The sequence below is a fragment of the Amycolatopsis sp. NPDC005232 genome (assembly GCF_040607795.1).
GTDB lineage: Bacteria > Actinomycetota > Actinomycetes > Mycobacteriales > Pseudonocardiaceae > Amycolatopsis.
This window is the reverse complement of sequence record NZ_JBEXHL010000001.1, coordinates 588,712-600,755: the sequence shown is the minus strand read 5'-3', so window position 1 is coordinate 600,755 and position 12,044 is coordinate 588,712. Positions and strand designations below refer to the sequence as shown.

The window sequence follows — 12,044 nt, the reverse complement described above, 5'->3', positions numbered from 1 at the left end:
GCAGGGCGGTTCGGTTCAGCTGCGGTCGTTGAGGATCCGGGCGACCCGGTCCTCGGCGTACCGGTCGATCTCGGCCAGCACGGCCGCGTCGTGGCGGCGCAGCGCCTCACGGCTCGGCGAGCGGCGTCCGATTGCGACGCCGACCCAGGTGGCCGCGATCGGCGCCACGGCGGCGTAGATGACAAGTGCGTTCACTTGGTCACCTCGCGGGCGTGCTCCGATGCAATCACCATGTACAGCGCGGGCAGCGCGTAGCCGAGCGCTTGAGCGAACAACGCCTTCATCCGCTCCGGTTCCGGGTTCATTGCCCAGACCTCCTCGGCCACGGACGCGGCGTGCTCGGCGCGCCGCTCGGCGGTCATCTCGGCGAACGTGTCCGGCGACATGACGCACCCGGCCCACGGGTACTCGGCGTGGATGACGGAGTGAGCGAGGTTCGGTGCGGGCGGCGGGCACTGCCGGACCATCTCGTCCCGGAGCTGGTCAACGAACGCGACCGCCCCGGCGATGTCGAGCATGGTGCGCGGCGGAAGCCCGATCCGCTCGAGCGCGATCCGCGCGATCTGGCGGTCGTCGAGGCCGCCGGCCGACGGCTCGTGGATGGACTCCGAGCTGTTGAACTCGGCGAGGACGGCGTCGTAGGCGGCCAGCAGCGGGTATGACGCGTGGTAGTGCTCGAGCACCCGCTCGGGGGTGCGCTCGGCGAACGGGACGCGGTCGAGGTAGCTCACGAGGGATCCTCCAAGTCGGCGATGGGGCCACGCATCGCGCGGCGGGCAGCTTCTTCTTCGGTGATGCCGGCGCGGTCCTCTGCGAACGCGTCGGCCAGCGACTCGCCGGTCTCGACCATTTCGCCGTCGCTGTGGCGCAGCGTCTGCACGTCCGCGAACAGATCCGCGAGCCCTGACTGTTCGAAGGCGTGCGACAGCAACGGTTTCGCGTTGGTCATGAACTCGCGTGCCCACGGCGAGTGGGTCATCAGCATCAGGATCCGGTCGGTGTCGATCAGGTAGAGGTCCTGCCAGTTCTTCAGGATCGGGCCGCGCATCATGCCGTCCGGGCCGTAGTGCTCGTCCGAGCTGCCCGGTCCGTGCCAGACGCTGACGCCCATCGGCGTGAACTTCGGTGTCCACTTCGGATCGTGGGCACCGTTCTTCCGGTCGATCTCCCACTGCTCGGAGGTTTCCCACAGGTACTCGCGGCGGCACAGCTCGGCCAGATCCGCGGGGTTCCAGCCGAGCGCGTCGGCCAGATCGCACGACCAGATCAGGCCGTCACGGTCGAGCGCGTTCGTGGCCGCGTCGTAGCGGGTCAGGACCTGCGTGATCTTGCCGAACCCGAAGAGGTTCAGCTCCTGCGTGATGGACAGGTAGTACTGCTGCCTCACCAGCGGGAACACGGTGTCGGTGATCCGCTGGACGAACTCCTCTTCGGTGTCGTCGCTGATCCCGCGCGGGCCGAACCGATCCAGCTGTTCCTGAGCGAGACGGCCAGCGATACGACGCGCAGCGTCATCGGCCTCGGCGGAAAGCCACTCGAACTCGTTCACGCGGCACCGCCCATCCGGCGCGAGTACCAGGACAGCCCTTCGGCGGTTGGCAGCCAGATCGACCACTCGGTCCCGCGGTGCCGTCGGGTCTTGCCGGAGTCGATCACGTAGCCGCCCGCGACAAGTTCGTTCCGTCGCGGTCTCACTGCATTTCCCAGCAGGCCAAGATCACGCTCGGCCTCGAAGTCGGTGACGCCGGCGGGGGCGGTGACGATGTAGTCGAGCAGCCGCGCCCGCTGTGTGCCGCTGCGCGGCACGACGAGCTGGGCCGCACGGGCAGAGGTGGCGGCCGGGTCAGCGGACACGATGCCTTCGCGGTTGCCGGTGACCTCGGCATCGCGCAGCGCGGCGGCGGCCACCTGCTGCTCGGCCAGCGACGTGAACGCGGCCGTGATGCGCTGCTCGGCCTCGTCGAGGGTGAGCGCGCCCGCCCGGACCTGCGCGAGGTAGGCCGTGACGAGCTGCTCCAGCCGGGTCACGGTGTAGGTAGGCGTGGTCACCGGCCCACCTCCTCGGCGGCGTGGCGCTCGTCGAGGAATTCGCGCAGCTGGGCACAGCCATCGCGGTGCAGGTCCTCGGGCGTGCGCCCGGTCCGCTCCGCTTCGGCCAGCAGCGTCACGCGGTACGACTGATCGGCGAGCTCGGCAGCTTCGGCCCACTGCTCCTCGGCCATCAGGGTGTGGATCAACGACCACGCGGCGTCGACCTCAGCCTCGGTCGGCGGGTTCGGCCTCGGCGGCACACTGCTGAACACCTCGCCGATCTGCGAAACCGTCTCGCTGATCGACAGGTGCCCGGACTCGCACTGGCGGATCAGCTCGGCGCCCTGGTCAATGGCAGCTGCGCGGAGTGCAGGTCGGTCGACGCATCTCGCGGTGGTCGGGACGGGTTGCGCGGCTGCGGTAGCCTCGCTGGTGATGGACATGCGGGTGTTCTCCTGCTGGTTCGTCTCGACGGGCCGCCCGGCCTGAGCCGCCAAGTTCGCGGCCGGGTGGTCCATCTTCTGGGCGTTGGTCATGGTGATCACGCGGTCTCGCTCGTGGCAGCAAGTTCCGCCTCGAACTTCTCGACCTCGACGAGCGCGTACAACACGCGCCGACCGACCTTCACGCCCTTGGGGCCGTAGCCGACCATCCGCCAGTACCTGATCGTGGAGTCGGCGGTCCGAAAGCGAGTCGCCAACTCTTCCGTCACCAGGTATCTCTGCTGGTCAGAGGCGTCCTGCTGGTTCATACTTCTGTCCTGTCTGGTCCCTGTTGGAACTGAAGATCCAACGTTGGGAGTCACCGTACACGTTGACGACTTCAAGTCAAGCAGGTACCTTCGTGTCGTGAAGGACCAACGTGAACCAACGCCAGCGGAGCGCGCAGAGGTGATGTTCGCCCGGCGGCTCCGCGAACTACGCGCCGAGCGCGGGCTATCTCAGGCTGCCCTCGCCGAGAAGGTGACCTCACTGGGCACGAAAATGGACGATCTTGCAATTCTGCGGATCGAAAAGAATGCAGAAGACGTGGACAGAGCACGACGAATAAGACTCGGCGAGGCGGTAATAATCTCGAAGGCCCTGAGCGTTCGACTGGAGGAGATGCTTAGGGCGACTCATAAATCAGACAACCACCTGCAGGCCGCCGAAGCTGATCTAGCTGCCGCACTTGCCGAAAGGGATAGGGCATTACGGGCACGGGATGAAATGACCGCGCGCGCAACCCAAATAGAACATCTCGTTCACACACTTACCGAAAGGGTGTCGCACCTTCGGAGAGTAGTCGAAAGCGAGAAATCCGACGAGCCTGAATGAAGGTTTGAGCAGTGGCTAATGTCAGTCGAAGACCGAACGGGAAGTGGCGCGCTCGCTACCGCGACGAGGCCGGTAACGAACACGCGCGTCACTTCGACCGGAAGATCGACGGGCAACGGTGGCTGGACGAGGTCACGGCGAGCGTGGTCACCGGCCAGTACGTCGACCCGGGCGCCGGGCGGATCACGCTCGCGCAGTACTTCGCGCAGTGGAGCGCGCAGCAGGTGTGGGTGGACGGGACGGAGAAGGCCATGAGCCTCGCCGTCAGGTCGTCCACGTTCAAGAACCTCGAGCTGCGGAAGATCCGTCCGACGCACGTCGAGCGGTGGGTGAAGATCATGCGCGACGGTGACCCGGCGAAGGAGAACTCCCGCAAGCTCGCGCCCGGCACGATCCACACGCGCGTGAGCAACGTCCGCGCCGTGCTGCGGGCCGCGGTCCGGGACAAGCTGATCTCCTCCGACCCGGCGGAGAACGTCGCCCTGCCGCGGCTACGGAAGGCCGAGGCGGCGATGACGCTGCCGAGCTCGGAGGAGGTCGGCGCACTCATCGCGGCAGCGAACGACACGTTCGGCGTGTTCGTCGCGCTGTGCGCGTTCGCCGGCTTGCGCCTCGGGGAGGCGGCCGCGGTCCAGGTGCGCGACATCGACTTTCTGCGGAAGCAGCTCACGGTGGCGCGCCAGGTCCAGCGCGCCGGCGGCAAGAAGGTCGACATCCGGCTTCCGAAGTACGGCTCCGAGCGCGTCGTGTTCCTGCCCCAGGCGCTGCTGGACACGCTCTCGGCGCACATCGCGAAGCTCGACGGCGCCGGCCGCGAGCGGTGGCTGTTCCTCGGCGAGGAAGGCAACCCGCCGCACCAGAACACCGTCACCTACTGGTGGGGCAAGACGCGGAAGGCCGCCGATGTGTCGGGTGTGAAGCTGCACGACCTGCGGCACTACTTCGCGTCCGGCCTGATCGCCTCCGGATGCGACGTGGTGACCGTTCAGCGCGCGCTCGGGCACTCCAAGGCCACCACGACGTTGAACACGTACGCGCACCTGTGGCCCTCGGCTGAGGACCGCACCCGGCAGGCTGCTGCCGACCTGATGACCCAGGCACTGAGCGCTGCGGACTCAGTGCGGACCAAGGAGGCGAAGTAGATGGATCGACGCTGGTCAGCGGCCCTTCCCGGCCGTACTCAGACGTTGAACCTGAACTCCACCACATCACCGTCCGCCATCAGATAATCCTTGCCCTCCATCCGCACCTTCCCCGCGGCGCGCGCGGCGGCCATCGAGCCCGCCTCCATCAAGTCGGCGTACGACACGATCTCCGCCTTGATGAAGCCGCGCTCGAAGTCCGTGTGGATGACGCCCGCGGCTTGGGGGGCGGTGGCGCCCTGGAGGATCGTCCAGGCGCGGGATTCCTTGGGGCCGGCGGTGAGGTAGGTCTGCAGGCCGAGGGTGTGGAAGCCGGCGCGGGCGAGGGCGTTGAGGCCCGGCTCGGCTTGGCCCACGGACTCCAGCAGCTCGCGCACGGACTCCTCGTCGTCGAGCTCGAGCAGTTCGGATTCGACCTTCGCGTCGAGGAAGACGGCGTCGGCGGGGGCGACAAGCTTCTCCAGCTCGTCGCGGCGACCGGAATCCGTCAGCACGCCCTCGTCGGCGTTGAAGACGTACAGGAACGGCTTCGTCGTCAACAGGCTCAGCTCACGCAGCGCCTCGAAGTCAACTTCCTTCTGCGCCTGGAACAGCGTGCGGCCCGCGTCGAGGATTTCCTTGGCGCGCTGCGCGTTCTCGAGTGCCGGGCGTGCTTCCTTCTTGGTGCGCGCCTCCTTCTCGAGGCGTGGCAGGGCCTTGTCGAGCGTCTGCAGGTCGGCGAGGATCAGCTCGGTGTTGATGGTCTCGATGTCGCTCGACGGGTCGATGCGGCCGTCGACGTGGACCACGTCCGGGTCGTCGAACACGCGGATGACCTGGCAGATCGCGTTGGCCTCGCGGATGTTCGCGAGGAACTTGTTGCCCAGCCCGGCACCCTCGGACGCGCCCTTCACGATGCCCGCGATGTCCACAAAGGACACGACAGCCGGCACGATCTTGTCCGAGCTGTACATCTCCGCCAGCTTGTCGAGCCGCGGGTCCGGCAGCGGGACGACGCCGACGTTGGGCTCGATCGTCGCGAACGGGTAGTTCGCGGCGAGCACGTCGTTGCGCGTCAGCGCGTTGAACAGGGTGGACTTGCCGACGTTGGGCAGGCCGACGATACCGAGGGTGAGACTCACGACAGTCGAGTCTACGTGCCCGGCAAACGCCCCGGCCGACCCGGTAACGCCGTGTCGGATTCCCGCCAGCCAAGCCCCCGACCTGCTGGCACCATCGACCACATGGCCACCCAGACCGCCCCGCTCTGGCGCGACACCGAGCGCTGCTACCGGGCCGTCACCGCCCGCGACCAGCGGTTCGACGGCCAGTTCATCATGGCCGTGCGCACCACCGGCATCTACTGCCGCCCGTCGTGCCCGGCGATCACGCCGAAGGCCCGGAACGTGCGGTTCTTCCCCACGTCGGCCGCCGCCCAGGCGAGCGGCTTCCGCGCGTGCCGGCGCTGCCTGCCCGACGCCGTGCCGGGTTCACCCGACTGGAACGTCCGCGCCGACCTGGCAGCTCGCGCGATGCGCCTGATCTCCGACGGCTTCGTCGAGCGCGAAGGCGTGCCCGGCCTGGCGCGGCGGCTCGGCTACTCGGACCGCCAGCTCGGCCGCGTCCTCACCGCCGAACTGGGCGCCGGCCCGCTCGCGCTCGCCCGCGCCCACCGCGCCCACTCCGCGCGGCTGCTCATCGAACTCTCGGCGCTGCCGCTGACCGACGTTGCGTTCGCCGCCGGGTTCTCCAGCATCCGGCAGTTCAACGAGACGATCCGCGAGGTCTTCGCGACGACGCCTTCGCAGCTTCGCGCGGCTTCACTGCGTCGCGGCCGCCGCGCCGAGCCCACCGGCTCGACGCGACTGAGCCTGCGCCTGCCGTTCCGCGCGCCGTTCGACGCGCAGGGTGTGCTGCGCTACCACGCGTCGCGTGCGTTGCCGGGCGTCGAGGCCGTCGAGGAGAGCGCCGACGGCATCACCGGCTACGGCCGCACGCTGCGCCTTTCCCACGGCCCCGGCCTGGTCTGGCTGAGCCCGCAACCCGACCACGTCCGCTGCGACCTGGCGCTGACCGACCTGCGCGACCTCGGCAGTGCGGTCTCCCGCGTCCGGCGGCTGCTCGACCTCGACGCGGATCCGGAGGCCGTCGCACGCGTTCTCGGCGCGGATCCGGTGCTCGCGCCGCTGGTCACGAAGGCGCCGGGCCTGCGCGTGCCCGGTGCGGTCGACGGGCCGGAGCTGGTCCTGCGCGCCGCGCTCGGCTCCGTCGCCGCGCTCGGCCCCCGGGTGCCGCCCGGTGAGCCGCCGATGGACACCCTGACGACGCTGTTCCCGACGCCCGAGATCGTGGCCGCCGCCGACGTGAAACCGCACGTCAAGACGGTCGCCGCGGCATTGGCGGACGGCAGCCTCGACCCGCACGTCGGCCGGGATCCGGTTGAGCTGCGGGCGGAGCTGCTCTCGTTCGGCATCGACGCCGACTACGTCCTGATGCGCGTGCTCGGCGCTCCCGACGTCCTGCTCACCACCGACCCCGCCGTGCGCCGCTCCGCCGCCGCCCTCTGCCTCGACCTGCCCGGCGCGGCCCGCGGCTGGCGGCCGTGGAGCTCGTACGCCACCCGTTACCTGCAGGTCTTCGACCCCGAGGAGAACCTCTCGTGAGCACCACCTTCTGGTCCACTGTGGACACCAGGATCGGCCCCTTCACCGCCGTGGTGGCAGGCGACGGCGCCGTCCTCGCCTCCGGCTGGACCGCCGACGTCGCCGAGCTGACCACGCTCATCTCCCCGTCCCTGGCCCCGGCCACGCTCACCCAGCGCCGCGACCTCGGCCCCGTCACCACGGCCGTGCGCCGCTACCACACGGGCGAACTGGACGCCGTCGACGACATCGAGGTCCGCCAACGCTCCGGCGCCTTCCGCCAGCACGCGTGGGACATGCTGCGCAAGGTCCCACCGGGCCGCCCGGTGAGCTACGCCGAGTACGCCACCCTCTCGGGCAGCCCCACCGCCGTCCGCGCCGCCGCGTCGGCCTGCGCCCGCAACGCCGCCGCCCTCTTCGTGCCCTGCCACCGCGTCGTCCGCACCGGCGGCGCGGTGGGCGACTTCCGCTGGGGCACGGACGCGAAGCGCTGGCTGCTCACGCACGAGGCCGCTTGACCTGCGCCGGCGACCCACCGGCCATCCGCGACCACGGCAGCTGCCTGGGCTCGAAATGCGGCCGTTCGCTTGACCGGCTGGTACATCAGCACCTTCCGCCGGGTCCCAGACGCCAGGCGTCGCCTGCTCACGGGCGAGGCTGTCTGAGCAGGCACGCCGAACTTCGTTGTCCGCAGCCCCACGGCCCTCCGCGCCGCGGCGCGGAGGGCAACTCTCGCCCTGAGTTACGCCGTGCGGAGCTCGATCCGTGAGCCGGTGCGGGACTTGTGCACGCGCAGGCGGGTCGGGATGCGTTGGCGGAGTTCTTCGACGTGCGAGACGAGGCCGACGACCCGGCCGCCCGCGCGGAGCTCGTCGAGGATGTTCATCACGACGTCGAGGGTTTCGGCATCGAGGGTGCCGAAACCCTCGTCGACGAACAGGGTGTCGAGCAGCGCACCGCCGGTTTCACCGGCGACGACGTCGGCCAGGCCGAGCGCCAGCGAGAGCGAAGCGAGGAACGATTCGCCGCCCGACAGGGTTTTCGCGGGGCGGACGGCGCCGGAGTAGTCGTCGAGCACGTCGAGGCCGAGGCCGCCGCGAGTGCCGCGTGCGCCGGCCGCGTCGGAGTGCACGAAGGAGTAGCGGCCCTGGCTCATGGTGCGCAGGCGGGCGGTGGCCGCGAGCGCGACTTCCTCCAGCCGGGCGGCGAGCACGTACGACCGCAGTGACATCTTGCGCGAGTTCTGGCCGCGGCCGTTGACCACTTCGGACAGTGCGCGCAGCTCGTCGTATTCCTTCTGGACGGGCTCGAACTCCGCGAGCGCCTTGCCCATCCGCGCGGCCAGCTTCTTCAGCTCGCCGTGCTGTGCCGCCACGGATTTCAGTGCCGCGAACGCCGTGTCCGCCCGTTCGCGCGCGGCCTTCGCCACTTCACCCAGTGGCGCGACCTCGACGACGTCGTCGGGCGAGATGCCGAACAGCTCGGGCTGCGCCAGCAGCTCGCGCGCCCCCGCGGCCGTCGCCTCGGCTTCGGACAGACCTTGTTCGAGCTTCGTGACCTGCTCGTCGGAGCGGACCGTGCCGCGCATCTCTTCCGACGTGGCGAAACCCTTGGCATGCAAGGAGATCTCGACCAGGCCGTGCTGCTCGGCGAGCCGGGACTCCGCACCGCCCACTTCCGTGCGCGCCTCCGCGACGGAATCCAACGCACCCGCCAATGTGAGGAGATGCCGCCGGCGCGCGGTGACGTCGGAGAACTCGCCCCGCCCTTCGAGCAGCCGCTTCGAGCGTTCGGCCAGCCGTTCCTCCAGCGCGCGGACCTCGGCCTGCGTCTCCGTGACGGCCTGGTCGGCCCGCCGCCGGTGCTCCGCCAGCTGGTCGGCTTCCTGCTCCAGCTTGACGACCTGTCGCGCGAGCTGGTCCTTCCGGGCGGCCTGGTCGGAGAGCGCCCCCACGCCCGCCCGAGCCTCGGTCAGCTCCGCGGCCACGGACTCGGCCGTCCGCTCGCCCAGCCGCTCACGCAACGCGTCCAGCCGCGCCTTCGCCTCCTCCAGCGCGGACACCACGCGCTGCCGCAGGGCGCCGGCCTTCTGCTCCGACTCCTCCGCGGCCCGTTCCTCGGCGGGGTCCACCAGCTCAGCCCCGTGCCGTGCCGGCGCCGGGTGCTCCGCCGACCCGCACACCGGGCACGGCGCGCCGTCCGCCAGGCTCGCGGCCAGCTCGGCGGCCATGCCTTCCAGCCGACGTTCCCGCAGGTCAAGCCGATGCTGACGAGCCGACTGGTGCGCGTCCACGACCTCACGCAGCTTGGCCTCACCGCGCCCGACCTTCGCGACGGCTTCGGGCAGCTCCACGGCCGCGCGCGAAACGACAGTCAGCTCCTCAACCCGCGCCTTCGCACCGTCCAGCTTCGCCGCTGCTTCGGCCGCCGACGCGGCTTCGCCCCGCACAGCCGTGAGCCGCTCCGGCAGCTCCGCCAGCCGCGTCTGCAGCTCGGTGACCCGCTCGGCCGCCGCACCGGCCGCGGCCTTCCGCTCGTCTCGCCGCTCGGTGTCGACGCGTTGCTGCTCGGCCTCCGCGACCAGCTCGGCGAGCGCACCCGCCTCCTCGCGCAACGATCCGGCGCGCTCACGCAGGTCCGCCGACGCGAGGCCGACGGAGTCGAAGCCCAGCTCCCCCAAGGCCCGCGTGTGATCGGCCTCGGCGAGCTGCGCGTCGCCCAGCTCCGAACTCCGCCGTTCCAGCAGCTCGACCTCGGGCACCACGGCCGACGCCCGCCGCGCCGCCGCGATCTCCTCGGTCCACTCCGCGCGCTCGGCCGCCGTCTCGGCGATCTGCGCGAGGCGCGTGTGCGCGGTGCGGACGCGGCGGATGCGGTCGGCGTCCTCCTCGGCTTCCCGCAGCGTGGTCTCCGCCTTGGTCGCGGCCGAACGTGCTTGTGCCCCTTCGGTTTCCGCCGCTTCGGCGCGTGCGGCGACCTCCGCGAGCACGGCGTCGACCCACTCCGCCTGGTCTTTTTCCGGCGGCTCCTGCTGCGCTTCCTGGGCGTAGCGCGCGACGAGCTCCCGCAGCTCCTGCTGCCGCTTTTCCACCGCCCGCCCACGTTCGGCGCGCAGGTCGGCGAACCAGCGCTCGACGTCGGAGAAACGTTCGGTGCCGAAGAGTCGCTCCAGCAGCTTCTCGCGCTCGGTGGTGTCGGAGCGCAGGAACTTCGCGAACTCCCCCTGCGGCAACAGCACGACCTGGAAGAACTGCGCGGCCGTCATCCCCAGCAGCCGTTCGACGGTGCGCGCGACCTCGTCGATCCGGATGACCCCGTCGGGAGGCAGCCCGGCCGGCGGCTCGCCGACCCAGGTCAGCGACACCTTCGCCTGCTGCGTGGTGAACCCGTCGCCGCGTTTCTTGGCGCGCTGGTACTCCGGGCTGCGCACGATCCGCAGCCGCTGGCGCTGCACCGTCAGCTCCAGCACGACCTCGGTGAGCTGCTCGGGCGCGGCGACGTCGCACCGCAGCCGCTTCACGTCGCCGCGCGCGCCCGGCACCACGCCGAACAGCGCGAAGGCGATGGCGTCCAGCAGCGTGGTCTTGCCGGCGCCAGTGTCGCCGTGCAGCAGGAAGAGGCCGTCTGCGCCGAGCGCGTCGAAATCGACCACCTCGCGGCCCGCGTACGGACCGAACGCCTCGACCTCCAGCAGATGCAGCCTCACAGCTTCGCCACCGCCGCCCGGTTGGCCGCCTCGAGCGCGAGGAACACCAGCCGTTCCTCGGTTTCCGTGGGGGACGCGCCGCGGCAGTCGTCGAGGAAACTGCGGGCGATCTCGATGTCGGTGCGCCCGCGGACGGCGTCGGCGTACTTCAGCTGCGCGCCGGCGAGCCCGCCTTCGGGCTCCCAGTCGAGGTGCACGGCGTACGGAAAACGTTCGCGCAGGCGGCGCATCGCGTCGACCGGGCGCACGCGGTCGGTGACCGTGACGGAGAGGAAGTGGTCGCGCCATTCCTCGTGTTCCGGCGCGTCCAGCAGATCCTGCAGCTCGCCGCGCAACGTCGCGAGCGGGCGCGGCACGGGCAGTTCGTGGCGCCGGACCTCGGCGAGCCCGGCCGCGTCGAGGTCGACGAGCCAGACCGATTTCCGTTGGCGCGCTTCGGAAAACGAGTAGGCCAGCGGGCTGCCGGAGTAGCGGAGGTGCTCGGCGACGGTCTGCGGGCCGTGGAGGTGGCCGAGTGCGACGTAGTCGACGCCGTCGAAGACGTCACCCGGAACCTGCTCGACGCCGCCCACGGCGATGGTGCGTTCGGATTCACTGCTCGCGCCGCCGGTGACGAAGGCGTGGGCCAGCACTACGGACCGCGTTTTCGGCCGCGTGGCAAGGTCTTCGCGTACCCGGCGCATGGCTTCGGTGAGCACGCCGGTGTGGCCACGCGCTTCAGGCACGCCGAGGGCGTGGCGCGACGGCTCGGGTTCGAGGTACGGGATGCCGTAGATCGCGACGTCACCGTGTTCGTCGCTCAACAGCACGGGTTCGGCGAGCCCGGCGATGGTGGCGCGCAGGTGCAGACCGCCGGCCGCCGCGAAGTCCGCGAAGGCGCCCAGCCGCGCCGCGGAGTCGTGGTTGCCGGGCGTGATCACGAGCTGCGCGCCGGCCTGGCGGATGCGGCTCATGGCCTTGGTCGCGACTCGGACCGCTTCGGCCGAAGGGACCGCGCGGTCGTAGATGTCGCCTGCCACCACCACGACGTCGACGTGCTCGCTCGTGACGAGCTCGGCGAGGTGGGTGAGGACGGCCTCCTGCTCGGCGAGCAGGTCGGCGCCATGGAACGTGCGGCCGACGTGCCAGTCGGAGGTGTGAAGGAGTCTCACGGCAACCACGGTAAGAGGCGATCACGACGAAACCGCGGAGACTCGCCGGAGAGCCACTCGAACGTGTGTACGAACCC

13 protein-coding genes are annotated in these 12,044 nt (G+C 70.4%); 4 read left to right on the top strand and 9 right to left on the bottom strand.

What is annotated here, in order from left to right; all coding sequences use genetic code 11:
* Nucleotides 1–15: 15 nt before the first annotated feature.
* The 6 genes from ABZU76_RS02925 to ABZU76_RS02900 are packed head-to-tail and all read right to left on the bottom strand — an operon-like array spanning nt 16 to nt 2,782.
* A complete protein-coding gene (locus ABZU76_RS02925; RefSeq protein WP_354864430.1) occupies nt 16–195 on the bottom strand; it encodes a hypothetical protein in 180 nt (59 codons plus the stop codon).
* The gene (locus ABZU76_RS02920) at nt 192–731 is read right to left on the bottom strand and encodes a hypothetical protein (RefSeq protein ID WP_354864428.1); all 540 of its coding nucleotides are present in this window, start codon (nt 729–731) and stop codon (nt 192–194) included. The genes ABZU76_RS02925 and ABZU76_RS02920 overlap by 4 nt, the downstream gene beginning before the upstream one ends.
* Complete coding sequence (locus ABZU76_RS02915; RefSeq protein WP_354864426.1) at nt 728–1,549, bottom strand: hypothetical protein; 822 nt, start codon at nt 1,547–1,549, stop codon at nt 728–730. Before ABZU76_RS02915 ends, ABZU76_RS02920 begins: the two co-directional genes overlap by 4 nt.
* On the bottom strand, nt 1,546–2,049 hold the full coding sequence (locus ABZU76_RS02910) for a hypothetical protein (RefSeq protein ID WP_354864424.1): 504 nt from the start codon (nt 2,047–2,049) through the stop codon (nt 1,546–1,548). The genes ABZU76_RS02915 and ABZU76_RS02910 overlap by 4 nt, the downstream gene beginning before the upstream one ends.
* A complete protein-coding gene (locus ABZU76_RS02905; RefSeq protein WP_354864422.1) occupies nt 2,046–2,576 on the bottom strand; it encodes a hypothetical protein in 531 nt (176 codons plus the stop codon). The genes ABZU76_RS02910 and ABZU76_RS02905 overlap by 4 nt, the downstream gene beginning before the upstream one ends.
* Nucleotides 2,573–2,782, bottom strand: a complete 210-nt coding sequence (locus tag ABZU76_RS02900) for a hypothetical protein (RefSeq protein WP_354864420.1) — start codon at nt 2,780–2,782, stop codon at nt 2,573–2,575. The genes ABZU76_RS02905 and ABZU76_RS02900 overlap by 4 nt, the downstream gene beginning before the upstream one ends.
* A gap of 97 nt (nt 2,783–2,879) precedes the next feature.
* Between ABZU76_RS02900 and ABZU76_RS02895 the strand changes: the two genes are divergently transcribed.
* Both ABZU76_RS02895 and ABZU76_RS02890 read left to right on the top strand, forming a co-directional pair.
* A complete protein-coding gene (locus tag ABZU76_RS02895) occupies nt 2,880–3,347 on the top strand; it encodes a hypothetical protein (protein ID WP_354864418.1) in 468 nt (155 codons plus the stop codon).
* A gap of 11 nt (nt 3,348–3,358) precedes the next feature.
* The gene (locus tag ABZU76_RS02890; protein ID WP_354864416.1) at nt 3,359–4,489 is read left to right on the top strand and encodes a tyrosine-type recombinase/integrase; all 1,131 of its coding nucleotides are present in this window, start codon (nt 3,359–3,361) and stop codon (nt 4,487–4,489) included.
* Nucleotides 4,490–4,527: 38 nt separating this feature from the next.
* Here the strand turns inward: ABZU76_RS02890 and ychF are convergent, their stop codons facing one another.
* A complete protein-coding gene (gene ychF, locus ABZU76_RS02885; protein ID WP_354864414.1) occupies nt 4,528–5,610 on the bottom strand; it encodes a redox-regulated ATPase YchF in 1,083 nt (360 codons plus the stop codon).
* A 102-nt stretch (nt 5,611–5,712) separates the two neighbouring features.
* Between ychF and ABZU76_RS02880 the strand changes: the two genes are divergently transcribed.
* Together ABZU76_RS02880 and ABZU76_RS02875 are read left to right on the top strand one after the other, a co-directional pair.
* A complete protein-coding gene (locus tag ABZU76_RS02880; protein ID WP_354864412.1) occupies nt 5,713–7,131 on the top strand; it encodes an AlkA N-terminal domain-containing protein in 1,419 nt (472 codons plus the stop codon).
* A complete protein-coding gene (locus tag ABZU76_RS02875) occupies nt 7,128–7,628 on the top strand; it encodes a methylated-DNA--[protein]-cysteine S-methyltransferase (protein WP_354864410.1) in 501 nt (166 codons plus the stop codon). The genes ABZU76_RS02880 and ABZU76_RS02875 overlap by 4 nt, the downstream gene beginning before the upstream one ends.
* 224 nt (nt 7,629–7,852) lie before the next feature.
* Here ABZU76_RS02875 and ABZU76_RS02870 read toward each other — a convergent pair whose 3' ends face one another.
* Both ABZU76_RS02870 and ABZU76_RS02865 read right to left on the bottom strand, forming a co-directional pair.
* Complete coding sequence (locus ABZU76_RS02870) at nt 7,853–10,816, bottom strand: SMC family ATPase (protein WP_354864408.1); 2,964 nt, start codon at nt 10,814–10,816, stop codon at nt 7,853–7,855.
* Nucleotides 10,813–11,967: an exonuclease SbcCD subunit D C-terminal domain-containing protein gene (locus ABZU76_RS02865; protein WP_354864406.1), complete on the bottom strand. Its 1,155-nt coding sequence runs from the start codon at nt 11,965–11,967 to the stop codon at nt 10,813–10,815. The genes ABZU76_RS02870 and ABZU76_RS02865 overlap by 4 nt, the downstream gene beginning before the upstream one ends.
* Nucleotides 11,968–12,044: the final 77 nt, after the last annotated feature.

Bases quoted from the DNA above. Each gene is read 5' to 3' on its own strand.
- ABZU76_RS02900 (WP_354864420.1), bottom strand. From the start codon at position 2,782: ATGAACCAGCAGGACGCCTCTGACCAGCAGAGATACCTGGTGACGGAA.
- ABZU76_RS02880 (WP_354864412.1), top strand. From the start codon at position 5,713: ATGGCCACCCAGACCGCCCCGCTCTGGCGCGACACCGAGCGCTGCTAC.